The sequence below is a fragment of the Aeromonas sp. BIGb0405 genome (assembly GCF_024807335.1).
Lineage (GTDB): Bacteria > Pseudomonadota > Gammaproteobacteria > Enterobacterales > Aeromonadaceae > Aeromonas > Aeromonas rivuli.
Genome location: NZ_JANUEP010000001.1, coordinates 294,835 through 320,228, shown reverse-complemented (window position 1 = coordinate 320,228; position 25,394 = coordinate 294,835). Strand labels below are relative to the sequence as shown.

22 protein-coding genes and 1 tRNA gene are annotated in these 25,394 nt (G+C 62.5%); 3 read left to right on the top strand and 20 right to left on the bottom strand.

The window, feature by feature from the left end:
- Window positions 1-14 precede the first annotated feature (14 nt).
- Window positions 15-3,899 (top strand): phosphoribosylformylglycinamidine synthase, encoded by a 3,885-nt coding sequence (gene purL / locus M2366_RS01560; RefSeq protein WP_259268777.1) that lies wholly within the window; start codon window positions 15-17, stop codon window positions 3,897-3,899.
- Window positions 3,900-3,970: 71 nt separating this feature from the next.
- Here purL and nuoN read toward each other — a convergent pair whose 3' ends face one another.
- The 20 genes from nuoN to mepA form a co-directional block, all read right to left on the bottom strand.
- On the bottom strand, window positions 3,971-5,434 hold the full coding sequence (gene nuoN, locus M2366_RS01555) for an NADH-quinone oxidoreductase subunit NuoN (RefSeq protein ID WP_042043675.1): 1,464 nt from the start codon (window positions 5,432-5,434) through the stop codon (window positions 3,971-3,973).
- Between the two features lie 49 nt (window positions 5,435-5,483).
- A complete protein-coding gene (gene nuoM / locus M2366_RS01550; RefSeq protein ID WP_259268776.1) occupies window positions 5,484-7,001 on the bottom strand; it encodes an NADH-quinone oxidoreductase subunit M in 1,518 nt (505 codons plus the stop codon).
- Between the two features lie 68 nt (window positions 7,002-7,069).
- A complete protein-coding gene (nuoL, locus tag M2366_RS01545; protein WP_259268775.1) occupies window positions 7,070-8,917 on the bottom strand; it encodes an NADH-quinone oxidoreductase subunit L in 1,848 nt (615 codons plus the stop codon).
- Window positions 8,914-9,222, bottom strand: coding sequence for an NADH-quinone oxidoreductase subunit NuoK (gene nuoK / locus M2366_RS01540; protein ID WP_041205926.1), 309 nt, complete (start codon window positions 9,220-9,222; stop codon window positions 8,914-8,916). The genes nuoL and nuoK overlap by 4 nt, the downstream gene beginning before the upstream one ends.
- Window positions 9,219-9,770: an NADH-quinone oxidoreductase subunit J gene (gene nuoJ / locus M2366_RS01535; protein WP_005324244.1), complete on the bottom strand. Its 552-nt coding sequence runs from the start codon at window positions 9,768-9,770 to the stop codon at window positions 9,219-9,221. The genes nuoK and nuoJ overlap by 4 nt, the downstream gene beginning before the upstream one ends.
- 9 nt (window positions 9,771-9,779) lie before the next feature.
- Entirely contained in the window at window positions 9,780-10,322 is a 543-nt protein-coding gene (nuoI, locus tag M2366_RS01530; RefSeq protein WP_005324242.1) for an NADH-quinone oxidoreductase subunit NuoI, read from the bottom strand.
- 7 nt (window positions 10,323-10,329) lie between these two features.
- The gene (nuoH, locus tag M2366_RS01525) at window positions 10,330-11,298 is read right to left on the bottom strand and encodes an NADH-quinone oxidoreductase subunit NuoH (RefSeq protein ID WP_005324240.1); all 969 of its coding nucleotides are present in this window, start codon (window positions 11,296-11,298) and stop codon (window positions 10,330-10,332) included.
- The gene (gene nuoG, locus M2366_RS01520) at window positions 11,295-14,024 is read right to left on the bottom strand and encodes an NADH-quinone oxidoreductase subunit NuoG (protein WP_259268774.1); all 2,730 of its coding nucleotides are present in this window, start codon (window positions 14,022-14,024) and stop codon (window positions 11,295-11,297) included. The genes nuoH and nuoG overlap by 4 nt, the downstream gene beginning before the upstream one ends.
- 58 nt (window positions 14,025-14,082) lie before the next feature.
- Window positions 14,083-15,468: an NADH-quinone oxidoreductase subunit NuoF gene (gene nuoF, locus M2366_RS01515; protein WP_259268773.1), complete on the bottom strand. Its 1,386-nt coding sequence runs from the start codon at window positions 15,466-15,468 to the stop codon at window positions 14,083-14,085.
- Window positions 15,465-16,007: an NADH-quinone oxidoreductase subunit NuoE gene (gene nuoE / locus M2366_RS01510; protein WP_259268772.1), complete on the bottom strand. Its 543-nt coding sequence runs from the start codon at window positions 16,005-16,007 to the stop codon at window positions 15,465-15,467. Before nuoE ends, nuoF begins: the two co-directional genes overlap by 4 nt.
- 48 nt (window positions 16,008-16,055) lie before the next feature.
- Window positions 16,056-17,861, bottom strand: coding sequence for an NADH-quinone oxidoreductase subunit C/D (gene nuoC, locus M2366_RS01505; RefSeq protein ID WP_259268771.1), 1,806 nt, complete (start codon window positions 17,859-17,861; stop codon window positions 16,056-16,058).
- A 2-nt stretch (window positions 17,862-17,863) separates the two neighbouring features.
- Window positions 17,864-18,538, bottom strand: coding sequence for an NADH-quinone oxidoreductase subunit B family protein (locus M2366_RS01500; RefSeq protein WP_259236730.1), 675 nt, complete (start codon window positions 18,536-18,538; stop codon window positions 17,864-17,866).
- Between the two features lie 29 nt (window positions 18,539-18,567).
- Window positions 18,568-18,972, bottom strand: a complete 405-nt coding sequence (locus M2366_RS01495) for an NADH-quinone oxidoreductase subunit A (protein WP_042043692.1) — start codon at window positions 18,970-18,972, stop codon at window positions 18,568-18,570.
- A 255-nt stretch (window positions 18,973-19,227) separates the two neighbouring features.
- Window positions 19,228-20,103: a MotB family protein gene (locus M2366_RS01490; protein WP_259268770.1), complete on the bottom strand. Its 876-nt coding sequence runs from the start codon at window positions 20,101-20,103 to the stop codon at window positions 19,228-19,230.
- Window positions 20,081-20,839 carry a flagellar motor protein gene (locus M2366_RS01485; protein WP_042043695.1) on the bottom strand — a complete coding sequence of 253 codons (759 nt, stop codon included), beginning with the start codon at window positions 20,837-20,839 and terminating at the stop codon, window positions 20,081-20,083. Before M2366_RS01485 ends, M2366_RS01490 begins: the two co-directional genes overlap by 23 nt.
- A 326-nt stretch (window positions 20,840-21,165) precedes the next feature.
- Window positions 21,166-21,253, bottom strand: a tRNA-Ser gene (locus M2366_RS01480).
- Between the two features lie 176 nt (window positions 21,254-21,429).
- A complete protein-coding gene (locus M2366_RS01475) occupies window positions 21,430-22,047 on the bottom strand; it encodes a TPM domain-containing protein (RefSeq protein ID WP_259268769.1) in 618 nt (205 codons plus the stop codon).
- A gap of 24 nt (window positions 22,048-22,071) precedes the next feature.
- Window positions 22,072-22,803 carry a YgcG family protein gene (locus M2366_RS01470; RefSeq protein ID WP_224432660.1) on the bottom strand — a complete coding sequence of 244 codons (732 nt, stop codon included), beginning with the start codon at window positions 22,801-22,803 and terminating at the stop codon, window positions 22,072-22,074.
- Window positions 22,800-23,390 (bottom strand): LemA family protein, encoded by a 591-nt coding sequence (locus M2366_RS01465; RefSeq protein ID WP_224432661.1) that lies wholly within the window; start codon window positions 23,388-23,390, stop codon window positions 22,800-22,802. Before M2366_RS01465 ends, M2366_RS01470 begins: the two co-directional genes overlap by 4 nt.
- A gap of 55 nt (window positions 23,391-23,445) precedes the next feature.
- Window positions 23,446-24,192 carry a penicillin-insensitive murein endopeptidase gene (mepA, locus tag M2366_RS01460; RefSeq protein ID WP_042043701.1) on the bottom strand — a complete coding sequence of 249 codons (747 nt, stop codon included), beginning with the start codon at window positions 24,190-24,192 and terminating at the stop codon, window positions 23,446-23,448.
- 160 nt (window positions 24,193-24,352) lie between these two features.
- Here mepA and M2366_RS01455 point away from each other — a divergent pair, with 160 nt between their 5' ends.
- A complete protein-coding gene (locus M2366_RS01455) occupies window positions 24,353-24,904 on the top strand; it encodes a hypothetical protein (protein WP_259236805.1) in 552 nt (183 codons plus the stop codon).
- A 206-nt stretch (window positions 24,905-25,110) separates the two neighbouring features.
- Window positions 25,111-25,389, top strand: coding sequence for an RNA-binding protein (locus M2366_RS01450; protein WP_083940371.1), 279 nt, complete (start codon window positions 25,111-25,113; stop codon window positions 25,387-25,389).
- Window positions 25,390-25,394 lie beyond the last annotated feature (5 nt).

The following is a 25,394-nucleotide window of genomic DNA, read 5'->3' as shown; positions in this document are numbered from 1 at the left end:
GTGAGAAAGGTCATATGGAAATCTTGCGAGGTGCGCCTGCACTGTCTGAGTTTCGTATCAACAAGTTGCTGCAAAGCTTCGCGCACAGAGGACTCGAGATAAGCAGTATCTATGCCGAATATGTGCATTTTGCCGAGCTGTCGGCGCCGCTCTCGGATGCGGAGCGAACGACACTGGGACGGTTGCTGCGCTACGGCCCGACTATCCCCGAACATGCCCCCAGCGGCCAACTCTTCCTCGTTACCCCCCGTCCCGGCACTATCTCCCCCTGGTCTTCCAAAGCAAGCGACATCGCCCACAACTGCGGCCTGACCCAGGTCAAGCGGCTCGAGCGTGGCATTGCCTATTACGTGGAAGGCGAGTTTGATGCGGTCCAGCACGCCGAGATAACGGCCCTGCTCCATGACCGCATGATGGAGACAGTGTTCAGCGCCCCCGAGCAGGCGAGCGCCCTCTTTGCCCATCAGGCCCCGCGCCCCTTCACCCAGGTGGACGTGCTGGGCGGTGGCCGCAGCGCCCTGGCTTCTGCCAACATCGCCCTGGGTCTGGCCCTGGCCGATGACGAAATCGACTACCTGGTGGAGAACTTCACCCGCCTTGGTCGCAATCCCAACGACATCGAGCTCTATATGTTTGCCCAGGCGAACTCCGAGCACTGTCGTCACAAGATCTTCAACGCCGACTGGACCATAGATGGCGAGCGCCAGCCCAAGTCGCTGTTCAAGATGATCAAGAATACCTTCGAGCAGACCCCGGACTATGTGCTGTCTGCCTACAAAGACAACGCCGCCGTGATGGAAGGGAGCCAGGGTGGCCGCTTCTTCCCGAGCAGCAAGGGTGAGTATCAGTATCACCAGGAGCGGGTCGATATCCTGATGAAGGTGGAGACTCACAACCACCCGACCGCCATCTCTCCCTTCCCGGGTGCCGCCACCGGCTCCGGTGGCGAAATTCGCGACGAGGGCGCGACCGGACGTGGCGCCAAGCCCAAGGCGGGCCTGGTGGGCTTCTCTGTCTCCAACCTGCGCATCCCCGGTTTCGAACAGCCCTGGGAGCAGGATTTCGGCAAGCCGAGCCGCATCGTCAGCGCCTTCGACATCATGCAGGAGGGGCCCCTCGGCGGCGCCGCCTTCAACAACGAGTTTGGCCGTCCGGCCCTGCTCGGCTACTTCCGTACCTTCGAAGAGCTGGTGCCGAGCCACAATGGCGTCGAAGTGCGTGGCTACCACAAGCCCATCATGCTGGCTGGCGGCCTTGGCAATATCCGCAGCGAGCATGTGCAAAAAGCGGAGATCCCGGTGGGCGCCGCCCTGATCGTGCTGGGCGGCCCGGCCATGAACATCGGTCTGGGGGGCGGCGCGGCCTCCTCCATGGCCTCCGGCCAGTCCGCCGAGGATCTCGACTTTGCCTCGGTACAGCGTGACAACCCCGAGATGGAGCGTCGCTGCCAGGAGGTGATCGATCGCTGCTGGCAGCTCGGTGACGAGAATCCCATCGCCTTCATCCACGACGTGGGCGCCGGTGGCCTCTCCAACGCCATGCCTGAATTGGTCAACGACGGTGAGCGCGGTGGTCGTTTCGATTTGCGTGCCATTTCGAGCGACGAGCCGGGCATGAGCCCGCTGGAGATCTGGTGCAACGAATCCCAGGAGCGCTACGTACTGGCGGTGCCTCAGGAGAAGCTGGCGCTGTTCAAGGCCCTGTGCGAGCGCGAGCGCGCCCCTTACGCCGTGATAGGTACCGCCACCGCCGAGCCGCATCTCACGCTCTCCGATGCCCATTTTGACAACCAGCCCATCGATCTGCCCCTGGACGTGCTGCTCGGCAAAGCGCCCAAGATGCACCGCGATGTGCAGAGCCTGCCCGCCCAGGGCAAGGCCCTGCAACTGGATGGCATCACCCTGAGTGACGCGGCCGAGCGGGTATTGCGCCTGCCGACGGTTGCGGAGAAGTCCTTCCTCATCACCATTGGCGATCGCAGCGTGACCGGTCTGGTCAACCGCGACCAGATGGTCGGCCCCTGGCAGATCCCGGTGGCCGATTGCGCCGTCACCGCCGCCACCTATGACAGCTATCACGGGGAAGCCATGTCCCTGGGGGAGCGCACCCCGGTGGCGCTGCTCTCCCACGCAGCCTCCGCCCGCATGGCGGTCGCCGAGGCGCTCACCAACCTGGCACCGGCTCACATCGGCTCCTTGAAGCGGGTCAAACTCTCCGCCAACTGGATGTCTGCCGCCGGTCACCCTGGCGAAGATGCCGGTCTCTATGAGGCGGTCAAGGCGGTGGGTGAAGAGCTCTGCCCGGCCCTTGGCATCACCATCCCGGTCGGCAAGGACTCCATGTCGATGAAGACCCGCTGGCAGCAAGATGGCGAGGAGCGCAGCGTCACCTCGCCGCTCTCCCTGCTCATCACCGCCTTCGCGCGGGTCGAGGATGTGCGCAACACCGTCACCCCCCAGCTGCGTACCGATCTCGGCGAGACAGATCTCATCCTGATTGACCTTGGCAACGGCAAGCAGCGTCTGGGCGCCTCCGCCCTGGCTCAGGTCTACCGCCAGCTCGGCGACAGCGCGCCGGATCTCGACAATCCGACTCAGCTCAAGGGTTTCTTCAACGCCATCCAGGCGCTGGTGGCGGATCGCAAGATTGTGGCTTACCACGACAGATCCGACGGTGGCCTGTTCGTCACCCTGACCGAGATGGCCTTCGCCGGTCACTGCGGCCTCGACATCCAGCTCGATCGCGTCGGTGGCGAGCTGTTGCCCGCGCTGTTCAACGAGGAGCTGGGTGCCGTCATTCAGGTGCGCCGTGCCGACAAGGAAGCCGTCATGACCCTGCTGGCGGGCCATGGCCTGGCCGCCTGCGTCCATGTCATCGGCAGCGTCGACGACCAGGACAGCCTGCGGTTCAGCCGCGCCGGGCAAGAGGTCTATCGTGCCAGTCGTACCGCCCTGCGCACCCTCTGGGGCGAGACCAGCTGGCAGATGCAGCGTCTGCGGGACAACCCCGAGTGTGCGGATCAAGAGCACGCCGCTCGCCAGGATGCGACCGACCCGGGTCTGCATGCCTCCTTGAGCTTCAATCCGTCCGAGGATGTGGCTGCGCCCTATATCGCTCGCGGGGTCTCTCCTCGTCTGGCGGTACTGCGCGAGCAGGGGGTCAACTCCCACGTGGAGATGGCCGCCGCTTTCGATCGTGCCGGTTTTGCTGCCGTGGACGTGCACATGAGCGACATCCTGTCCGGTCGCATCAAGCTGGAAGAGTTCCAGAGTCTGGTGGCCTGTGGCGGCTTCTCCTACGGCGACGTGCTGGGGGCGGGGGAAGGCTGGGCCAAGTCCATCCTGTTCAACGACGGCGCCCGCGAGCAGTTCCAGCGCTTCTTCGAGCGTGGCGACACCCTGTCTCTGGGGGTGTGCAACGGTTGCCAGATGATGTCCAACCTGCGTGACCTCATTCCGGGGGCCGATCTGTGGCCGCGCTTCGTGCGCAACCGCTCCGAGCGCTTCGAGGCGCGCTTCAGCCTGGTGGAAGTACAGGACTCTCCGTCCGCCTTCTTCGCCGGCATGGCGGGCTCTGTGATGCCCATCGCCGTCTCCCACGGGGAAGGACGGGTGGAGCTGCGCGATGCCGCTCACCTTGCCGCGTTGCAAGCCAGCGGTCTGGTGGGGCTGCGTTTCGTGGACAACCGCGGTCAGGTCACCGAGCAGTACCCGGCCAACCCGAACGGGGCACCGGCGGGCATCACTGCGGTCACCACCACGGACGGCCGCGCGACTATCATGATGCCGCACCCTGAGCGGGTATTCCGCACCGTGGCGAACTCCTGGCACCCGGACAACTGGGGCGAGGATGGCGCCTGGATGCGGATGTTCAGAAACGCTCGGGTGCGTCTGGGCTAATCCCGCCAGATACTCTGCAGCAATGAAAAACCGGCCAACTGGCCGGTTTTTTTATCGCTGGGGGGAGCGGTTTAGTGGAGTACCAGGTGCTGGAAGCCCTGCACCAGGCTGATGACCGGCTGGGGATAGATCCCCATGGCCAAGACGATGATGGCGGAGAGCAGCACCACCAGCCCGCCGGAGGAGAAGGCCCAGTCGGCCTTGGCATCGCGCAGCTGCATGCCGGGTTCGCGCAGGTAGAGGGTGACCATGACTCTCAGGTAGTAGTAGAGCCCCAGGGCGCTGCCGAGCACTATGGCGCCGCAGAGCCACCAGAGTTGCGCCTCGACCGTCACCCCGATGAGGTAGAACTTGCCGATGAAGCCCAGCGTCATGGGGATACCCGCCAGGGAGAGCATCATCACCGTCATGACGGCGGTCAGGTAGGGGCGTTTCCAGAACAGGCCGCGATAGCTGTGCAGGGAGTCCGCATCCTTGCCGCGATAGGGGCTGGACATCATGCTGATGACGCCGAAGGCCCCCAGGCTGGTGAAGAGGTACATCAGCAGGTAGACACCGGCCGCTTCCACCGGCATCTGGCCGAGGCGGCTCGCCACCACCACCGCCAGCAGGTAGCCGAAGTGGGAGATGGAGGAGTAACCCATCATCCGCTTGATGTTGGTCTGGATCAGCGCCAAGAGGTTGCCGACCACGATGGAGATGACCGCCATGGCCGCCAGCAGCCAGTGGATCATGGGATCCGAGGTGGCCGGCACCGCCAGGTAGAAGCGCAGCAGCACGCAAAACACGGCTATCTTGCTGACGGTGGCGAGGAAGGTGGCCACAGGTGCCGGGGCGCCCTCATAGACATCCGGGGTCCAGAGGTGGAAGGGGGCGAGGGACAACTTGAACGCAAAGCCCACCAGCATCAGGCCAAAGCCCCCCATCAGCAGTGGCTGGTGAGCCGGGCTCTGGGCCAGGGTCAGACCGAGATCGCTGAAGCTCAGGCTGCCCGCCTGGGCATAGAGCAACGCCATGCCGAACAGCAGGAAGGCGGTAGCGGCGGCGGAGAGCACCATGTACTTGATGCTGGCCTCCAGGGAATGGCGCTCGCGGTAGGCATAACCCACCAGACCGAACATGGGCAGGGTCAGCATCTCGATCCCGATAAACAGTGACGCGAGATGGCGGGAACCCGCCAGCACCAGGCCACCGGCGGTGGCGATCAGCAGCAGCAGGTAGAACTCTTCCCGGTTGTCCGGGTAGCCCTTGAGCCAGGAGCGACCGAAGGTACAGGTGGCCAGGGCGCCGATGAGCACCAGCCCCATGTAGAAGACCGCGTAGCTGTCCACTTGCAGCAGGGGAGTGACCCCCTGATCCCCCTGGGCCATGACGATGGCTAAGGAGAAGAGCGCCAGGTTGAGGCCTGTGATGGTCACCACGAAGGCGGTGTCATCGCAGCGCTTCCAGGCGATGGCGAGCATCAGGGCGACCATGGCCCCCGTGGTCAGCAACAGGGGCAGCAGGGCCAATAGTTGGGCGGCGGTAAACGTCATGACAAGGCTCCCGGCGTGGACAAGGAAAGGGAGAGAGAAACAGAGGGCATCATTGCAGTGCTCCTGTGGCTGGCAGCGCGTACCAGTGCAGCACGCTCAGCAGGCTGCTGCTGGCGGTGTCGAGCACGGGTTGCGGGTAGAGACCGAGCAGCACCAGCAGACCGGCTATGGTCAGCATCATGGCCAGCTCCCGTCTGTCCAGGCCCTTGAGCGGCTTCTCATCCTTGGGGGCACCGAAGCAGGCGCGCTGCAGCATGATGAGGGAGTAGACCGAAGCCAATACCAGACCGAAGGTGGCGATGATGGTCATGATCGGTGCCACCTGGAAGCTGCCGATGAGGATCAGGAACTCGCCGATGAAGTTGCCGGTACCCGGCATCCCCAATGAGGCCACCGAGAAGAACAGCATCACCCCGGGCAGGTAGCGCAGGCGTCCCCAGAGGCCGCCCATCAGGCGCAAGTCCCGGGTGTGCAGGCGCTCGTAGAGCTGGCCACACAGGATGAAGAGGCCGGCGGCGGAGAGGCCGTGGGCGATCATCTGCACCACGGCGCCCTGCAGCGCCAGCTCGCTACCGGAGTAGATGGCGATCATCACGAAACCCATGTGGGAGATGCTGGTGTAGGCCACCAACCGCTTGATGTCGGTCTGGGCGAACGCCAGCAGGGCGCCGTAGACGATGCCGAACAGGCCAAGGAGCATGGCGTAGGGGGCGAACTGGGCGGAGGCCTCCGGGAACAGCGGCAGGGTGAAGCGCAGCAGGCCGTAGGCGGCGGTCTTCAGCAAGATGCCCGCCAGATCCACGGAACCTGCGGTCGGTGCCTGACTATGGGCGTCCGGCAACCAGCCATGGAGCGGCACCAGCGGCATCTTGACCGCGAAGGCGATGAAGAAGCCCAGCATCAGCAGCCACTGTACGCCAATGCTCATCGGGGTGTTGAGCAGGTCGAGGTAGTTGAAGGTAAAGACGCCGGTGGCGGCGTGGTGAGTCAGTACCAGCCCCAGGATGGCCACCAGCATGATGAGGCCGCTGGCCTGGGTGTAGATGAAGAACTTGGTGGCCGCGTTGATCCGGGATTTACCGTCGGTAACCGAATGGCCCCAGAGCGCGATCAGGAAGTACATGGGAACCAGCATCATCTCCCAGAAGAAGAAGAAGAGGAACAGGTCCACCGCCATGAAGACGCCGAGCACGCCGCCCAGGATCCAGAGCAGGTTGAGGTGGAAGAAGCCGATGCGCTGCACGATTTCTTTCCAGGAGCAGAGGATGGCCAGCACGCCGATGAAGCTGGTGAGCATCACCATCAGGAGCGACAAGCCGTCTACCGCCAGGTGCAATGAGATGCCGAAGCGGGGGATCCAGGGTTGCTGCCACTCGGCCGCCCAGACGGGGAGGCCGGGGCTGGCGAGGGAGAAGTCACCGCCGAGCCAGATGGCACCGGAGAGCAACAGACAGGCGCTCATGGAGAGCAGGGCTACCCAGCGAACGAATTGTCCGCCGAGCCGCTCCATCTGCCAGCAGAGCAAGCCGCCGATAAAAGGAATTAACAAGATCCAGAGTAAGGTCACGATATCAGCTCTCGTCTAGGTTCTAGTCGGGCAGGCCCCGGGCCTGCCACACATATTGGGCTCATGGATCAGCCGAGCAGCAGCAGCGCCAGGATCAGGACGGCGCCCATCCCCATGGAGGCTGCGTACCAGCGCAACTTGCCGGACACCGTCCAGGCCAGCATCTGATGACCGCTGTGTGCCAGTACGGCGGGCAGGTTCATCATCCGATCCAGCGGGTCCTTGCCAAGCAAGCGGGTCGCCAGCAGGTAGGGCTTGACCCAGATCCAGTCATACAACCAGTCAAAGCCCCAGGCGTTGAACCAGAGGGTGCTGAGCGCGCGGCCAGGAGCACTATTTGCGATGCTTTTTGCCAGACGACGTTCGCCAAGGAACAGGAAAGCAGCGAGCGCGATACCTGCCACGGCGATGAGGCCGGAGAGGATCTCGAGGCTGTGGCGTCCCTCTTCGATATGATCCCCGGGGCCTGCCGGCAGTACTCCGGCGAGCGGCGGCACTATCAGGGCACCCACCGCGGTGGAGAGCACCAGCAGCACCAGCAGCGGCAGCTTGTGCGCTAGGCTGTGACCGGCATGGGCCTCGGTTTGCGGCTTGCCGTGGAAGGCGATGAAGATGAGGCGGAAGGTGTAGAGGGAGGTCAGGAAGGCCCCCACCAGACCGGCCCACAGCAGGGCGCTCTGGCCACTGGCCTGCACCTGCCAGAGGATGGCGTCCTTACTGTAGAAACCGGCGGTGACCAGCGGCAACGCGGCCAGGGCCGAGCCCCCCACCAGGAAGCAGGCATAGACCAGGGGCAGGCTCTTGCGCAGGCCCCCCATCTTGAAGATGTTCTGCTCGTGGTGGCAGGCGATGATCACCGCACCAGAGGAGAGGAACAACAGCGCCTTGAAGAAGGCGTGGGTCATCAGGTGGAAGATGGCCCCTTCCCAGGCGCCGACCCCTAAGCCTAAGAACATGTAGCCTATCTGGCTCATGGTGGAGTAAGCCAAAATCCGCTTGATGTCGGTCTGTACCAGGGCGGCAAAGCCCGCCAGCACTAGTGTGATGGCACCGACCAGGGCCACCAGATGGAGGATTTCCGGGGCAAGCAGGAAGAGGCCGTGGGTGCGGGCGATGAGGTAGACACCGGCGGTCACCATGGTGGCCGCGTGGATCAGTGCCGAGACCGGGGTCGGGCCCGCCATGGCGTCTGCCAGCCAGGTCTGCAGGGGCAGCTGGGCGGATTTACCGACAGCGCCACCGAGCAGCATCAGGCAGGCGAACGACAGGGCAGGGGAGCCCTCGGCAAACATCGCCGGGGCGCGCACCAGCAGCTCGTGGATGTTGAGGGTGCCGAGCTCGCGGTAGAGCACGAAGAGCCCGATGGCGAGGAAGACGTCGCCGACCCGGGTCACCACGAAGGCCTTGAGGGCCGCCGCCCCATTGGCCGGGTTGCGGTAGTAGAAGCCGATCAGCAGGTAGCTGCACAGCCCCACCCCTTCCCAGCCGAGGTAGACGAACAGCAGATCATCGGCCAGCACCAGGAACACCATGCTGGCGATGAAGAGGTTGGTGTAGGTGAAGAAGCGGGAATACCCCTCTTCTCCGCGCATGTACCAGGAGGCGAACAGGTGGATGAAGAAACCCACCCCTGTCACTACCCCCAGCATGGTCAGCGACAGCCCATCCAGTGCAAGACGGAAGGTGGGCTGGAATTCACCCACCGACATCCACTGCCACAGGGTCTGGGTATAGACGCCGCCCTCTGGCACGTTGCCGAGAAAATCGATGCCAACCCAGATTGTGGTCAGGGCCGACAGACCGATGCTGCCGACACCGATCAGTGCCGAGCTGCGCTCACCGAAGCGGCCGATGGAGAAGGCCAGCACCAGCCATCCCAGCAGGGGGAATAGGAAAGTCAGGAATAAGAGGCTCATCCGCGCATCTCGCTCACAGTGTCCACGTTCAGGGTGTGGTAACGACGATAGAGCAGCAGTAACAGGGCGAGGCCGATACTGGCCTCCGCTGCCGCCAGAGAAATCACCAGTATGTACATGATCTGGCCGTCGGCCTGGGCCCAGCGGCTACCCGCCACCACGAACGCCAGGGCGGACGCATTCATCATGATCTCGATACTCATGAGGATAAACAGCAGGTTGCGGCGGATCAGCAGACCGCACAAACCGATGCAGAACAGAATTGCCGCGAGCAGCAAGCCGTGCTCCATGGGGATACCACTCATTGCTGACCTCCTTCCTGGGATGGGCGAGCGGTGGGTTTGGGGACGGAAAGCACTTCCCCGCTCTTGTCTTCACGGCCAAGGTGATAGGCGGTGACCAGACCTGCCAGCAGCAGGATGGAGGCGAGCTCCACCGCCAGCACATAGGGGCCGAACAGGGCGATGCCGACCTCTTTCGCACTGACGTCGGTCAGGCCGAGTTCGCCGCCGGTGACCCCGAGAATGCCGTAGGCCAGGAAGCCGAGCAGGATGAGGGAGAGCAGGGCAGGCCCACCCCAGGTCATGGGGGTGAGCCAGTTGCGCTCCTGATCCTGGGATGAACCCAGGTTCAGCATCATCACCACGAACACGAACAGCACCATGATGGCGCCGGCGTAGACGATCACCTGCAGGGCGCCTGCGAAGGAGGCTCCCAGACAGAAGAAGATCATGGCCACGGCGATGAGCGAAATGATGAGATTGAGCAGCGCATGCATGGGGTTGCTGGTGCTGATGACCCGCAGCGTGCTGTAAACGGCGACCAGGGCCGCGGCATAAAATGCCAGTTCCATGATTGACTCCTAGGGCAGCAGGCTCTTGACATCGATGGGTTTGGCTTCGTTCTCGGCATCCCCTTTGGGCTTGCCGTCGATGGCCATCCCGCTCATGCGGTAGAAGTTGTAGTCCGGGTATTTGCCGGGGCCGCTGATCAGCAGATCTTCCTTCTCGTACACCAGATCCTGGCGGCGATACTCACCCATCTCGAAATCCGGCGTCAGCTGGATGGCGGTGGTGGGGCAGGCCTCTTCACACAAGCCGCAGAAGATGCAGCGGGAGAAGTTGATGCGGAAGAACTCCGGGTACCAGCGACCGTCGTCCCGCTCCGCTTTTTGCAGCGAGATGCAGCCGACCGGGCAGGCCACGGCGCACAGGTTGCACGCCACGCAGCGCTCGTCACCGTCCGGATCCCGGGTCAACACGATGCGGCCACGGAAACGGGGCGCGGCATAGACCTGCTGCTCCGGGTAGCTCAGGGTCTCGCGGGGGCGCCAGGCATGGGAGAAGACCATCCCCAGACTGCGCAGTTGGGTGCCAACACCCTTGATAATGCTCGTAATTTTCATTGGTGCCTCACTGCACGTTCATAAGCACGACGGCGCCGGTTACCAGCATGTTGAGCAAGGTAAGCGGTAAGCAGACTTTCCAGCCAAAGGACATCACCTGGTCAAAGCGCGGGCGGGGCAGGGAGGCCCGCAGCAGGATGAAGAACACCATGAAACAGGCGGTCTTCAGGGCAAACCAGATGAAGGGCGGCAACCAGGGGCCGTGCCAGCCACCGAAGAAGAGGGTCACGATGAGGGAGGAGATCAGCACTATGCCGATGTACTCGCCCACGAAGAACAGACCCCACTTCATACCCGCGTATTCGATGTGATAGCCGTCGGCGAGCTCCTGCTCGGCCTCCGGCTGGTCAAACGGGTGACGGTGGGTGACGGCAACCCCGGCAAACAGGAAGGTGATAAAGCCCAGGAACTGGGGGATCACGTTCCACAATCCGGCTTGCGCCTCCACTATCTCCCGCAGGTTGAAGCTGCCGGTCTGGATGACGATGCCCATCAAGGAGAGGCCGAGAAACACCTCGTAGGAGAGGGTCTGGGCCGAGGCGCGCAGGCTGCCGAGCAGGGAGTACTTGTTGTTGCTCGACCAGCCGGCAAAGAGCACGGCGTAGACCGCCAGTCCTGCTATGGCCAGGATGTAGAGCAGCCCCACGTTGAGATCCGCCACGCCCCAGGTGGGGGTGATGGGCACCACAGCAAACGCCAGGATGAAGGCGGTAAAGGCGATGATGGGGGCCAGCACGAAGATCCGGCGATCCGCGAAGGGCGGGATCCAGTCCTCCTTGAAGAACATCTTGACCATGTCGGCCGCCAGTTGCAGCAGGCCGAAGGGGCCCACCCGGTTGGGGCCGTACCTGTCTTGCCAGAGCGCCAGCAGACGGCGCTCGATGAAGCTCATGAAGGCGCCAGCCCCCACTATGCCCACCAGCACGATCAAGGCTTTGCCTACCTCCAGCAACAGATCGATCAGCTCATTGCTCATGCGATGGCCTCCTGCAAGTCAGTCACATAGGCCTGGTGCAGCGCGGTCGGCAGACCATGGGCGCCCAGGGGCAGGCCGAGCAGACCCGGTGCCAGCCGTTCGCTGATCCGCAGGGTCAGCCGCCAGTGGTGACCACCCCAGGAGAAGGCCACCAGATTGCCGGCATGAAGGGCCAAACGGGCGGCATCGACCGGGTTCAGCACCAGCTCTGGGTCCCCCATGCGGGCCTGGATGACGGGGCTGCGTGCGGAGAGTTCGTCGCCACCGAACAGCTGGTCATAGCTCACCACTTGCAGCGCCGCCTGGGCGGTGAAGGGGGCGGGAATGGTGTCGAACCAGCCGAGGGACTCGCTGCCTGGCTCCAGCAGGCGACGACCGGGATCCCCGGCCCGCAGGTTGCCACCCACCTCGTCCTGGAACTTGTTCCAGGCGGAGGGGGAGTTCCAGCCCGGCGCCCAGGCGAACGGCACCTGTTGTAGGGGTTGGCGGGCACCGGCGTAGCCTTCCATGGAGAAGTTGAAGGGGGAGTCGGGGTCTTGCGCCACCCGGGGCTCGCTCACGTTCTGATCCGCCAGCATGGAGGTGCGGCCGCTGTAGCGGTGCGGCTCGCGCGCGAGCTTCATGCCGCGGATGCGCAGCCCGGCATTGGGGGCGGCTTCGCCCATGGTAGCCAGCAGCGGGGCAGAGGCGGCGCAGGCCGCACTCACCTCGTCGAAGCTGCTCCAGCGCGGGGACTTGCCGTCCAGCGTGCCTTGCAGCGCGGCCAGCCAGCGCCAGCCTTCGCGCACCTGGATGTCGGCGTCGTAGAAGGCGGGGGCATAGACCTGGAAGAAGCGCTGGGCACGGCCTTCCATGTTCACCACAGTGCCATCGGCCTCCGCAAAGCTGGCGGCAGGCAGCACCAGGTGGGCCTGCTGGGCGGTGCGGGTGTCCTGATGATCCACCACCAGCAGATGCTGCAGGCGCTTGATGGCAGCATCGACCCGGTTGCGGGGAGCACGGCGATAGAGATCGTTCTCCAGGGTGATCAGCGCAAGGGACTCGCTCCCTTCGATGCGCTCGAGGGCGGCTTCCAGGGGAGCGGCGTTGCCGGCCAGCATGGCCAGCCCCAGGCTGTTGGCCTCCTGGGCCACCAGTGCCAGTTCGACGCTCTGACCACGACCCTTGAGGGCGTGGGCTATGTTGCTGGCCGCCTCGATCAGCGCCTGGCTGCGGGCACCGGAGCCTGCGATGATGAGCGGCTTCTTGGCGTTGCCAAGCAGCTCGGCCCAGCGGGTCGCTTGAGCCAGCTGATCGGCGCCCAGATCCTGCGGGGCAGGGGCGGAACCGTCGAGCAGGTGGGCGATGGCAAAGCCGAGGCGGGCCTGATCGGCGTGAGGGGCATGGAGGGTATCGGCGGCCACGTCGTCCAGACGGGTCTGATCCAGGCTGGTGATGAGCAGCGGATAACGCTCATTCTGAGCGAGCGTCTGCACCGCGGCGACCTGCCACAGGTCCACCTTCAGCTTGCGGGCGATCTCACGTCCCTTGCCCTTGACTGCCTGACGCAGGGCCAGGCTGATCCGGGCGGCCGTCTGGGTGACATCTTCACCCAGCACCAGCACGGCATCGGCCTCTTCCATGTCACGCAGGCTGGGGGTTCGTACCCCGCCCTGGTGCAGGACATGCAGCATCTTTTGCAGGCAGGCCCATTCACTCTGCTCGACCCCTGCGTAGAAGTTGGCGGCGCCCACCAGCTCGCGCAGGGCGAAGTTGCTCTCGAGCGAGGCTCGTGGCGAGCCGATGCCGATGATGCCGGCCGCGGTGCGCAGGGCATCGGCGGCGCGGTTGAGGGCGCCATCGACCGTGATGGCCAGCTTGTCATTGCCATCCTGAAGCAGGGGTTGGCGCGGGCGGTCGGCCTGGTTGACATAGCCGTAACCGAAGCGGCCACGATCACAGAGGAAGTAGTGGTTCAGGGCGCCGTGGAAGCGGTTCTCGATGCGGCGCAGCTCGCCATATCGCTCACCCGGGCTGATGTTGCAGCCGACCGAGCACTGCTGGCAGATGCTGGGGGCAAACTGCATGTCCCACTTGCGGTTGTAGCGCTCGGAATGGGTCTTGTCGGTGAAGACGCCGGTGGGGCAGACCTCCACCAGGTTGCCGGAGAACTCGCTCTCCAGGGTGCCATCCTCGACCCGGCCGAAGTAGACGTTGTCGTGGGCACCGTAGACCCCCAGATCCTCGCCGCCAGCGTAATCCTTGTAGTAGCGTACGCAGCGATAGCAGGCGATGCAGCGGTTCATCTCGTGGTTGATGAAGGGGCCGAGATCCTGATTCTGGTGGGTGCGCTTGGTGAAGCGGTAGCGACGGCTGTTGTGGCCCGTCATCACCGTCATGTCTTGCAGGTGGCAGGCGCCACCCTCTTCACACACAGGGCAGTCGTGGGGGTGGTTGGTCATCTGCCACTCCACCACAGTCTTGCGAAACTCCTTCGCCTCTTCGTCCTCGATGGAGATATAGGTGCCATCTGTGGAGGGGGTCATGCAGGACATGACCAGGCGGCCGCGCTTGTCATCGGCATTCTGATACTGTTTGACCGCACACTGGCGGCAGGCGCCGACGCTACCGAGCGCCGGGTGCCAGCAAAAATAGGGGACGTCCAGACCCAGCGACAGACAGGCTTGCAGCAGGTTATCTGCCCCGTCTACCTCGAACTCTTTACCGTCTACATGAATGGTTGCCATACAACTTCCCTGAAACCTGTTTTGTGAAATCAGCTATTGCCCGATGCGTTCTGGCGTATTACCAGCGCTCGCCCAGCAGATTGGGCTGGATACCCTTGAACAGCTTGTGATTGTCATGGGGGGCCTTGACCCCGGCCTCGAACTCGGACCTGAAGTACTTCATCGCACTGCCAAGGGGCTCGACGGCGCCGGGGGCATGGGCGCAGAAGGTCTTGCCCGGGCCGAGGAAACTGCACAGCTGCTCCAGGGTGGCAAGATCCTCGGGCTGGCCTTCGCCTCGCTCCAGGGCCCGCAGGATCTTGACGCTCCAGGGCAGGCCGTCGCGGCAGGGGGTGCACCAGCCGCAGGATTCACGGGCGAAGAACTCCTCCATGTTGCGCAAGAGTCCGACCATGTTGATGCTGTCATCCACCGCCATGGCGAGGCCCGTCCCCATACGGGTGCCGACCTTGCCGATGCCGCCGGCATACATCTGGGCATCCAGGTGCTCGGGCAGCAGGAAGCCGGTGCCGGCACCGCCCGGTTGCCAGGCCTTCAGGCGATAACCGCTCTTCATGCCGCCAGCGTAGTTCTCAAACAGCTCGCGGGCGGTGATGCCAAAGGGCAGCTCCCACAAACCCGGGTTGTTGACCTTGCCGGAGAAGCCCATCAGCTTGGTGCCGTGATCTTCCGAGCCTGGCAGCGCCAATCCCTGGTACCACTCGACGCCGTTGCCTATGATGGCGGGCACGTTGCACAGGGTCTCGACGTTGTTGACGCAGGTCGGCTTGCCCCAGACGCCGGAGACGGCGGGGAAGGGGGGCTTGGCGCGCGGGTTGGCGCGGCGCCCTTCCAGGGAGTTGATGAGCGCCGTCTCTTCGCCACAAATGTAACGCCCTGCGCCGGTGTGGACGAACAGCTCGAAGTCAAAGCCCGAGCCCAGGATGTTCTTGCCGAGCAGGCCGGCGGCCTTGGCCTCTTCCACCGCACGGCGCAGGTGGATGGCGGCATCGACATATTCACCACGCAGGAAGATGTAGCCACGGTAGGCCTTGAGGGCCCGGGCACTGATGATCATCCCCTCGATCAGCAGGTGGGGCAGTTGCTCCATCAGCAGCCGGTCTTTGTAGGTGTTCGGCTCCATCTCGTCGGCGTTGCAGAGCAGGTAACGGATGTTCATGCTCTCGTCTTTGGGCATCAGGCCCCACTTCACCCCGGTGGAGAAGCCGGCGCCGCCGCGCCCCTTGAGGCCCGCGTCCTTGACTGTGCCGACTATCTCGTCAGGGCTCATCTGACTCAGTGCCTTGCGGGCCGCTTCGTAGCCCTGCTTGCTCTGGTATTCGTCCAGCCAGACCGGCTGGCCGTCATCGCGCAACCGCCAGGTGAGCGGATGGGTCTCGGGGGCACGGGCGATGCGGTTGGCGGTGCCGAGGGAGGCGAGTGTCTTGTTTGGTTGCAGGCTCATGGGTAAGCCTCCAGGGTTTTCAGCAGACTGACGGCGTCGAGCCCACCGTAGGTATCGTCGTCGATCATCAGCGCCGGCCCCTTGTCGCAGTTGCCGAGGCAGCAGACCGGCAGCAGGGTGAAGCGGCCGTCGGCCGAGGTCTGGCCGGGGGCCAGATCCATGACCTCTTTCAGACCGGCCAGCAGCTGCTCATGGCCGTTGATGTAGCAGACCATGCTGTCGCAGACACGGATGATGTGGCGGCCTACCGGCTGGCGGAAGATCTGGCTGTAGAAGGTGGCGACCCCTTCCACATCGCTGGCGGGGATGCCGAGCGCGGCGGCGATGGCATGGATGGCACCATCCGGCACCCAGCCGCGGGCCTGCTGCACTATCTTGAGTGCTTCTATGCTGGCGGCGCGGGGATCTTCGTAGTGGTGCGTCTCATGCAAGATGGCGTCGCGCTCGGCCTGGCTCAGGGCGAATCCGTCGCCCTTGCCCTGACACGCACTCTGTCCCGCTGAGGACGATGTATTTTTGCACTGACATTGCTGGCTCATGACTTAACCTTTTGTCGTTTATTCTTCTTGTCCCGTCACTGCGGGGACTTAACGATCCACATCCGACATAACGAAATCGATACTGCCCAGGTAGACGATGAGATCCGACACCATCTGGCCGCGGATCACCGAGGGGATCTGCTGCAGGTGGGCAAAGCTCGGGGTGCGGATCCGGGTCCGGTAGCTCATGGTGGAGCCGTCGCTGGTCAGGTAGTAGCTGTTGATCCCCTTGGTCGCCTCTATCATCTGGAAGGACTCGGCGGCCGGCATCACGGGCCCCCAGGACACTTGCAGGAAGTGGGTGATCAGGGTCTCGATGTCCTGCAGGGTGCGCTCTTTTGGCGGCGGTGTGGTGAGCGGGTGATCCGCCTTGAAGGGCCCCTCCGGCATGTTCTTCATGCACTGCTCTATGATGCGCATGCTCTGGCGGATCTCCTCGATGCGCACGGTGGCGCGATCGTAAGCATCCCCATTGCTGCCTACCGGCACCTCGAACTCGAACTGATCGTAGCCGGAATAAGGGCGCCACTTGCGCACGTCGAAGTTGAGGCCGGTGGCGCGAAGACCGCCGCCCGTGGTGCCCCAGGCCAGCGCCTGCGCCGTGTTGTAGGCGGCGACGCCTATGGTGCGACCGCGCAAGATGCTGTTGCGCATGGCGGCCTTCTCATACTCCATCAGCCGCTTGGGTAGCCAGCTCAGCAGGTTGTCCTGGATGAGGCGGGCCCAGCCGATGGGCAGATCGTGCGCCACGCCGCCGATGCGGAACCAGGCCGGGTGCATGCGCGCGCCGGTGATGGCCTCGATGATGAGGTAGATCTTCTGCCGGTCGGTGAAGGTGAAGAACACCGGGGTCATGGCCCCCACGTCCTGGATATAGGTACCGAGGAACAGCAGGTGGCTCTGGATGCGGAACAGCTCCGCCATCATCACCCGGATCATGTCGACCCGGTTGGGCACGGTGATCCCCGCCAGCTTCTCGACCGCCAGCACATAGGGCAGGTTGTTCATCACCCCGCCCAGGTACTCGACCCGGTCGGTGTAGGGGATGTAGCTGTGCCAGGACTGGCGCTCGCCCATCTTCTCGGCACCCCGGTGGTGATAGCCGATGTCGGGCACGCAGTCGCGGATCTCCTCGCCATCGAGCTGCAGCACCAGCCGGAAGGCGCCGTGGGCGGAGGGGTGGTTGGGGCCGAGGTTCAAGAACATGTAGTCTTCGTTCTCGTTGCCCCGGCTCATGCCCCACTCTTCGGGCTTGAACAGCAGGTTGTCCTGTTCCTGATCCTGCTTGACCGCGTCGAGCATGAAGGGATCGAACTCGGTGGCCCGGGCCGGGTAGTCCTTGCGCAGCGGGTGTCCCTGCCAGCTCTTGGGCATCATGATGCGGGTGAGGTGGGGGTGGCCATCGAAGGTGATGCCCATCAGATCCCAGACTTCCCGCTCGTACCAGTTGGCGTTGGGGAAGTGACGGCTGATGGTCGGCAGGTGCAGATCGCTCTCCATCAGCGGCACCTTCAGCATCACATCGGCGTTACGGTCGATGGAAATGAGGTGGTAGAAGACGGTGAAGTCGCTGCCCGGCAGGCCGTGGCGGTGGCTGCGCATTCGCTCGTCGGTGGCGCTGAGATCAAACAGCATCACGAACGGGGAGGGCAGTTTTTGCAAGAAGCCCATCACGTCCTGCAGCAGATCGCGGGAGAGCCAGAGCACAGGCACCCCGGTGCGGGTGGTCTGGACGGTGAAGCGCTCGGCGCCGAAATGGGCAAACAGCTCGCCGACCACCTGGGCATCGGCGTGATCCGCCGTCTGCCCCTGGGCCATGGTGTAGTTGCTTGGGAATTCTCGAGTCAGTTTCATGGTCAGATCTCATCCGGCGTGCGCAGGTTGGTGACTTGGATGCGATCTTCCCGCTTGCGATCCTTCTCGGCCTGCATCTGGGGACGGTAGATCCCCTGATCGCCCACCGTCCAGGAGAGGGGGCGGCGCTCCTTGCCGATGGAGTCCTGCAACAGCATCAGGGCTTGCAGGAAGGCTTCGGGACGGGGCGGGCAGCCCGGAATGTAGACGTCGACCGGCAGGAACTTGTCCACCCCCTGCACCACGGAATAGATGTCGTACATGCCGCCCGAGTTGGCACAGGCGCCCATGGAGATGACCCACTTGGGTTCGAGCAGCTGTTCATAGAGGCGCTGGATGACAGGCGCCATCTTGATGAAGGGGGTGCCGGCGATCACCATGAAATCCGCCTGACGGGGCGAAGCCCGGATGACTTCGGCGCCGAAGCGGGCCACGTCATGGGGGGAGGTGAAGGCGGTACACATCTCCACATAGCAGCAGGAGATGCCGAAGTTGTAGGGCCAGAGGGAGTTCTTGCGGCCCCAGTTGACGGTGTCTTGCAGCACCTCTTCGAGGCGCCCGATCATGATGCCGCGGGTCGCCTGCTGCGCCAGCGGGTCATCGACGGTCTGGCGCTGTTCCTGGGGGTAGCGCTCAACGGGCGCATCCGGGTCAATCCGGGTCAGGGTGTACTTCATGGTGCAACCTCAAAGGGATAATCGGTAAATCAGTCTGGCTTCTTGTCAGTCAGGACGCGCTTCTTCGGGGCCCAGTCGAGGGCACCGATACGCCACAGGTAGATGAGGCCTACCAGCAGCAGGGTGATGAAGATGGTGGCTTCGATGAAACCGACCCAGCCACTTTCCCGTACGGAAACGGACCAGGCGAAGAGATAGAGCGCCTCGACGTCGAAGATGACGAAGAACATGGCGACCAGGTAGAACTTGGCGGAGAAACGCAGACGGGCGTTGCCGACGGAATCGATGCCGGATTCGAAGGGTCTGTTTTTGGCACGGCCATAGGCTCGCCCTCCCAGCAAGGCCGCGACGCCTATCATGGTCAGACAGATGCAGATGGCCCCAATGACATAAACAGCAAAGGCCCAATGCTGGACAGCAACATCAGCAAACATATAGGTTTTCCCTAACCGAATTAATCATGTGACTTAACAAGGGTGCTACGTAGTATGCCAGTTCCATACTGATTTACATGTCATTTCATCAGGTCAATTATTAATCAAGGAAAGGAGAAATTGCTTTTTGCAACCGGGGTCAAACTTCTCATTCGAGAATGACTTTTAATCGCCGTGAAACGCGGAGGCGTGTTGTCGGTGGCAGGAGAAATAGGGCGCGGCAAAGCCAAGATCCCCCATGGGGGGATCTTTTTATCAGGGGGTGAGGAGGGGGAGGGTCCGTTCGGCGGCCTTGCCTTGTGAGAGGGTGATTTCGACGCGCCGATTGGCCTGCCGGTGCGCGAGGGTGTCATTGGCAAAGCGAGGCTGGGTGTCGGCCACCCCTTGAGCGATGACTCGTCTGGCATTGATCTTCGGGTTGGTCAGCAGGGTGTGGACTATGGATGCCGCCCGCAGCACCGACAACTCCCAGTTGTTGCGATAAAGCTCTATCGCCGTCAGTGAATCATCGGTATGACCGGTGACCACCACCATACCCGGGATATCTGCCAGGGTATCGGAGACCTTGTTGACCAGAGGAATGAATTGGGGTTGGAGGAAGGCCGAGTTTGCAGGGAACAGGCTCTTCTCGCCGATACGGATCACCAGCTGGCTGCCGAGCTGCTCTACCTCCAGCTCTTTGGATTCAATCTGGCTCTTGAGCTGCTGATCCAGTTTCTGTTTGGTGGTGGTTGCCCACTCCTGCTCCTTGCTCTTATGGGGCCAAGACTCCGCCGCATTGGCTTTCTCCGAGGCGCCAATGGTTTCGTTGAAGGGATCGGCCGCCACCGTGGGTGCCTCTGTACTCAGTACCGGCTCTGCTTGGGGGACAGCCGGCGTGATGCTGGGATCGGGCTCGAGGATCCCGGTGCCCCCTTGCATCACCGGCGAGCCCGCGGGAGGAGAGATGAGCCCGATCTTGCCGAGCGACTCAATGAGACCCTGGATCAACACCCGGGTTTCCGACTGCTTGGTCATGGCGAAGGAGTAGAGCACCACGAACAGGGCGAACAGCAGGGTCATGAAATCGGCATAGGAGACCAGCCAGCGCTCATGGTTCTCCGGGGATTCAGCCTTTTTCTTTTTGGCCATCATGACCTCCGAGATAGGGTTCCAGAGTCACTTGCAGCCGTTGCTGTGATTCGCCGTCCAGGATGCAGAGGATGCCGGTCAGAGTCATCTCCTTGTAGTGCCTGATCTGATGGGCAAATCCTTTGTAGCGGTTGCCAAATGGCAGAAAGATCAGGTTGGCCGCGCCCACCCCGTAGATGGTGGCGATGAAGGCCACCGCGATGGCACCCCCGAGCTGGTCTGGGGCATCCAGCAGACCCATCGCGTGGATCAGGCCAAACACGGCGCCAACGATCCCCATGGTGGGACAGTAACCCCCCATGGCTTCATAAAACTTGACGGTCTGCTCGAGATCTTCCTGCTCGAACTCGATCTCGTTTTCCAGCACCTCGTGGATCTTGGTCTTCTCGTACCCGTCGACCATCATCTGCACCCCCTTTTGCAAGAAGGGATCCTTGATGTCGTCGATCATGGCTTCCAGCGCCAGCATACCGCTGCGCCTTGCATTGCCTGCCAGGGTTTCCAGCAGTTGAGCCTGCTCTTGCATGTCGAGGCGAAGGGGGGTGATTAGCCATTTGAAGCGCTTGAAGGTTCTGCCAACCACGGAGAAAGGGAATTGGGTCAGGGCCGCGCCGACAGTGCCCCCGATCACGATGAGGAAGGCGGGCAGATTGAGCAGGGCGCTGGGATGACCACCTTCGAGCATGTTGCCGCCCAATATGGCAATCAAGGCTAGCAGCAAACCGATCAGACTCATGTATCCAGACCCCTGTGTAGTTAACTCTGGCTAGTGTAGGTACTTAACTATCAGTTTTTCAAAATGATATCCAACTTGTGAACCATTATTGAGAGGTAAAACCGAGTTGGCTGTGGATCCTGTTTCGGCCTTGGCGGCAATATCATGAGGAATTAAGGGGATGGGGTTGTGCCGAACTGGCTGGGTGACGGTGATATGGCGGGAGAGAAGAGACAAGGGTTGAGCGGGTAGCTGCGAAGGGGGAGGCGGTGACATCGCCCCTGGCCGGGCGAGAGTCGTCAATGCCACAAAGCAAAAAACCGACCCTGAGGTCGGTTTTTATAATTTGGCGGTGAGGGAGGGATTCGAACCCTCGATACGTTGCCGTATACACACTTTCCAGGCGTGCTCCTTCAGCCACTCGGACACCTCACCAAATTTTTGTCTGTTGTTTAAGGTGTTCAGCCAACACCGGTTCGTTGCGCCATTGCGCCGGAACGGGGCGTAATTTAGGGGAAAGCTGACTCGGGGTCAAACACTTTTCCCCTTATTTTTCAGAATCTTTATCGAATGCCTATCCCTTGCGCAGAATGCCGGTTTTTTAAGCCGGATCAGGGTTTATCCAAAATGATCAGGCTGTCGGGCAGCTCGTTCTTGTCATTGGTGGGCGGGAAGGCATCGGCCAATATGGCACCGGTGCGGGTCACACACTCGATGAAACCGGGCTCGACCTCGCCCTTGCGGATGCGGGCGGTAAAGTCGTCGATGATCTGCTGCCATTGGGCATTGTCTATGTGCTTGGCGACACCGTCATCGACCAGGATCTCCACATAGTGTTCCGCCACCGAAACGAAGATCAGCACCCCCAGTCTATCGTGGGTGCGATGCAAGCCTTGCTCGATAAACTGCAACCGCGCCATCAGGGCTGCCCGGTGCTGGCGGACCTTCTTCGGGATCAGCAGCATCTTGATGGGGGTCCAGTGAAACAGCAAGGTCAAGGCGAGCCAGACAGCCCACTGGGTCAGCAGTATTTCGTACCAGCCGAGCCAGAAGCCGAGCTGGAACACCAGCAAGGGAGTGAGCATGGCCAGCAGCGCGGCCCACAGGGTCGGAATGTAGCGATAGCCGTCACTGGCCGGGGCCAAGACGGTGACCAGCTCGGCGTCAGTGGCCTGCTCGACTTGGCGTACCTTGGCCTGCAAGGTGTGATAAAACTGTTTAGAAATCATTGCGTTGTCTCTTTGTATCCCAGATTACCAGCCACCGGAGGCACCACCGCCCCCAAAACTGCCGCCACCGCCGCTGAAGCCGCCGCCACCAAAACCACCGCCGGCGCGACCACCGCCGAAGCCACCGGCCAGATAGGCGGCCCGACGGCGGCCACCGGAGCCACCCCCGCCGCCGCCTCGCAGGTTGTGCAGCACGATCATCACTATCACCATCAGGATGAACAGCCAGGGGCCGCCCAGCTTGTCCTGCTGCTTGGTCACCTCCACCGGTTTGTATTCACCGGCCAGGGCCTGCATGATGCCCTGGCTGCCGGCGACTATGCCGGCCACCATGTCGCCGCGCTTGAAGGCAGGCAGGATCCGGGTCTGGATGATGTTGGCGGCGATGGCGTCGGGCAGGGCGCCCTCCAGCCCATAGCCCACTTCGATGCGCACCTTGCGCTCATCCTGGGCGATCAGCAGCAGCACACCGTTGTTGTGCTCCTTCTGGCCAATGCCCCAGTGGCGCCCCAGTTGATAGCCGTACTCTTCGATGGTATTGCCGTCCAGGCTGTCGATTGACACCACCACCAGCTGGATGCCGCTGCGTTTTTCAAAGGCAGCCAGTTGCTGGGTCAGCTGATGAGCCTGTTTGCGCGACATCAGATGGGCTTCGTCGACCACCTGGCCGCTGAGGGCCGGGAAGGTGGGGGCGGCTTGCAGCGCCGCCGTCCACAACAGCAGACAGGGCAGCAGCCAGCGCATCATCGAATTCATTCGAAGCTGACCTTGGGCGCCTCATCGGCACCTGGCTTGGCGCTAAAGCTTGGCTTGGGTTCGAGATCCGAATAGAGCAGTTTGGCCCAGATCACCCCGGGGAAGGTGCGCAGCTCGGTGTTGAACTGGCGCACCGCCTCGATGTAGTCGCGACGGGCCACCGAGATACGGTTTTCCGTCCCCTCAAGCTGGGCTTGCAGAGTGAGGAACTGTTGATCCGCCTTCAAATCCGGGTAGCGTTCTACCACCACCATGAGCCGTGACAGGGCACTGCTGAGCTGGTTCTGGGCCGCCTCAAACTGCTTGAGCTGGGCCGGATCGCTTACCTGCAGGCTGCCAACCCGGGCGCGGGCGTCGGTGACTGCCTTGAGGGTCTCCTGCTCGTGGCTGGCATAGCCCTTGACGGTGGCGACCAGGTTCGGCACCAGATCGGCGCGGCGCTGATACTGGTTCTCCACTTGACCCCAGCTCGCCTTGACCTGTTCATCCAGGGTCGGAATGGTATTCATGCCGCAACCGGTCAGGGTCAGCAGCAGGGACAGCAGCAGGAAGGCCCGACCTAAGGGGCGCCAGATACTCGTAGCCATCTTGTTGTTCTCCAGTGATTTTTCAATATTGACCCGCACACCATACAGCCTGTGCTCACCCCTCACAACGGCCAGGCAGTTGCGGCAGCTTGCTGTAGATGGTCGAGGTCTTGGGGAGTTGCGGTTTGTCCTTGATCCAGGAGCTGAGTTCGGCGCCACAGCCATTGCCCGGCGGTATGGGGGCCTGGGGCAGGCAGTCAGGGCTGCCTATGGGGCAGCGCAACCGCACATGGAAGTGGCTGTAGTGGCCGACCCAGGGTCTGAGTTTCTGCACCCAGGGCTCGCTCGGTGCACGTTTGCACACCTCGGCCTTGAGCACGGGGTTGATGAAGATGCGGGTCACATCGGGGGATTGGGCGGCGAGGCGCAGCAGGGTCATCTGCTGGGGACCGAAGCGACCCGGCAGGGTTCGGTAGCTTGGCTCATCGATCAGCGCCCACTCCTTGGGGGCATCCTGCTCCCAGCGGCTGATAGGCTTGTTCGCCATGCGAAACCAGATGTCGGCATCGAGGCCGGTCTGGTGGCTGCGGTGACCCGAGCTGAAGGGGCCGCCGCGGGCCATGGCGAGATCGGCGATGTAGAGATCCGGCAAACCGGCCATCTTGGTCTGGCTCGCCAGTCCCTCGAGGTATTGAATCAGCTCGGGGTGGCCGTAGTAGCGTAGCCGCTTGGTGCGGATCACCTGATAACCGGGGCCGGTCAGCGGCAGGGCCATGCCGTTTTTCAGGCAGCCCCCGGCATAACCGCCAATGGCTTCGGGTTGCAGGGTACTGGTCAGCAGGAGCAGGGTGGCGATAAGCATGATGCCCTCTCGGAGAACGGGAAAAGGGGTGTCCTTTGAGCGTCACCAGCATAGCAATAGAGCGGGGGGCAGGGCCAGTGGGGACCACGACCTTGCATCGGCTCCAACCTTATTGCCACAATGCGCCCCTCGAAGGGGATCTGAATAGAGGAACAAGATGATGAAAGCGAGTGAGCTGGTCGGCAAGGATGGCATTTTCTGGTTGCAGCCACCGGCCGGGCGCTTCTATCCCGCCATGGTGAGCCTGCTGCTGTTGAGCCTGGGAGCGGTCGGGGTCGCGCTCTGGCAGGGCTACCCCCAGATGGGTCTTTTGCCTTGGGTCGGCGTCATCTTTGGCGGCATAGTGCTGCTGATGATGCTGGTGCCCCGCCACTGGCAAGCCTGGCGCATGGCGGAACTTGCCTGGGATGCAGAATATCTCTACCTGATCAACGGTTCGCAAGACAGGGCCAAGGCGATAGCGCGAGGGGCGCTGGTTGAGGTGGATCGCGAACGGCGGGTCGGTCATAACGGGGAGTGGCTCGCCTTCAGTCTGGATCTGGCTCTGGCCCCGGATGATCTCGATGAGGCCGCCGAGGTATTGGGTTTGACTGGTGAGACGGCCCACGAGATAAGTCCGGGGATCTATCGATTTGGCTTTAAACGGGCCTGGCACAGCCACTCGGCACTGAGCCGAATATTGGCTAAATTGGTGCCGAATCGGGCTGATTAATTTCTAGACAATTTGGGGTTAAGCTCAGATACTGCCTGTTACTTGAATTGAACTTGCCGCCGGACTTACTCGAGAGATCAATGGCTTGAGTGGTCAGGCGGGGAGTGCCAGGACATGATGCCCTGGCCAGTCCGGCGTAGCGGTTGTGCCCTGCTGCTGCGTCGGTGATTGCATAGAGAAGGCACCCTGACTCGAGAGTGGATGGCATGAAGATTTACGTAGGAAATCTGTCGTACCGGATGACGGCCGACGAACTGACAACCGTATTCAGCCAGTTTGGACAGGTAGAGAAGGTCGATATCATCATCGACCGCGATACCGGTCAGTCCAAGGGATTCGGTTTTATTGAAATGCCGGTAAACGGTGAGGCCGAGAAGGCGATCGCCGATTTGCATGGCACCGAGATAGGTGGACGAACCATCACGGTCAATCAGGCCAAACCGAAGACAGATGCACCACGTGGTCGCCCCCAGCGTCATCGTTGAGGTGC

Coding starts and splice junctions, on each gene's coding strand:
- M2366_RS01475 (WP_259268769.1), bottom strand. CDS start 22,047: ATGATTTCTAAACAGTTTTATCACACCTTGCAGGCCAAGGTACGCCAA.
- nuoN (WP_042043675.1), bottom strand. CDS start 5,434: ATGACGTTTACCGCCGCCCAACTATTGGCCCTGCTGCCCCTGTTGCTG.
- M2366_RS01465 (WP_224432661.1), bottom strand. CDS start 23,390: ATGGCTACGAGTATCTGGCGCCCCTTAGGTCGGGCCTTCCTGCTGCTG.
- M2366_RS01450 (WP_083940371.1), top strand. CDS start 25,111: ATGAAGATTTACGTAGGAAATCTGTCGTACCGGATGACGGCCGACGAA.
- nuoE (WP_259268772.1), bottom strand. CDS start 16,007: ATGAGCCAGCAATGTCAGTGCAAAAATACATCGTCCTCAGCGGGACAG.
- purL (WP_259268777.1), top strand. CDS start 15: ATGGAAATCTTGCGAGGTGCGCCTGCACTGTCTGAGTTTCGTATCAAC.
- nuoC (WP_259268771.1), bottom strand. CDS start 17,861: ATGAAACTGACTCGAGAATTCCCAAGCAACTACACCATGGCCCAGGGG.
- nuoI (WP_005324242.1), bottom strand. CDS start 10,322: ATGAAAATTACGAGCATTATCAAGGGTGTTGGCACCCAACTGCGCAGT.
- nuoK (WP_041205926.1), bottom strand. CDS start 9,222: ATGAGTGGTATCCCCATGGAGCACGGCTTGCTGCTCGCGGCAATTCTG.
- mepA (WP_042043701.1), bottom strand. CDS start 24,192: ATGCTTATCGCCACCCTGCTCCTGCTGACCAGTACCCTGCAACCCGAA.
- nuoL (WP_259268775.1), bottom strand. CDS start 8,917: ATGAGCCTCTTATTCCTGACTTTCCTATTCCCCCTGCTGGGATGGCTG.
- M2366_RS01490 (WP_259268770.1), bottom strand. CDS start 20,103: ATGGCCAAAAAGAAAAAGGCTGAATCCCCGGAGAACCATGAGCGCTGG.
- M2366_RS01485 (WP_042043695.1), bottom strand. CDS start 20,839: ATGAGTCTGATCGGTTTGCTGCTAGCCTTGATTGCCATATTGGGCGGC.
- M2366_RS01455 (WP_259236805.1), top strand. CDS start 24,353: ATGAAAGCGAGTGAGCTGGTCGGCAAGGATGGCATTTTCTGGTTGCAG.
- nuoG (WP_259268774.1), bottom strand. CDS start 14,024: ATGGCAACCATTCATGTAGACGGTAAAGAGTTCGAGGTAGACGGGGCA.
- nuoH (WP_005324240.1), bottom strand. CDS start 11,298: ATGAGCAATGAGCTGATCGATCTGTTGCTGGAGGTAGGCAAAGCCTTG.
- nuoF (WP_259268773.1), bottom strand. CDS start 15,468: ATGAGCCTGCAACCAAACAAGACACTCGCCTCCCTCGGCACCGCCAAC.
- M2366_RS01470 (WP_224432660.1), bottom strand. CDS start 22,803: ATGAATTCGATGATGCGCTGGCTGCTGCCCTGTCTGCTGTTGTGGACG.
- M2366_RS01500 (WP_259236730.1), bottom strand. CDS start 18,538: ATGAAGTACACCCTGACCCGGATTGACCCGGATGCGCCCGTTGAGCGC.
- nuoJ (WP_005324244.1), bottom strand. CDS start 9,770: ATGGAACTGGCATTTTATGCCGCGGCCCTGGTCGCCGTTTACAGCACG.
- M2366_RS01495 (WP_042043692.1), bottom strand. CDS start 18,972: ATGTTTGCTGATGTTGCTGTCCAGCATTGGGCCTTTGCTGTTTATGTC.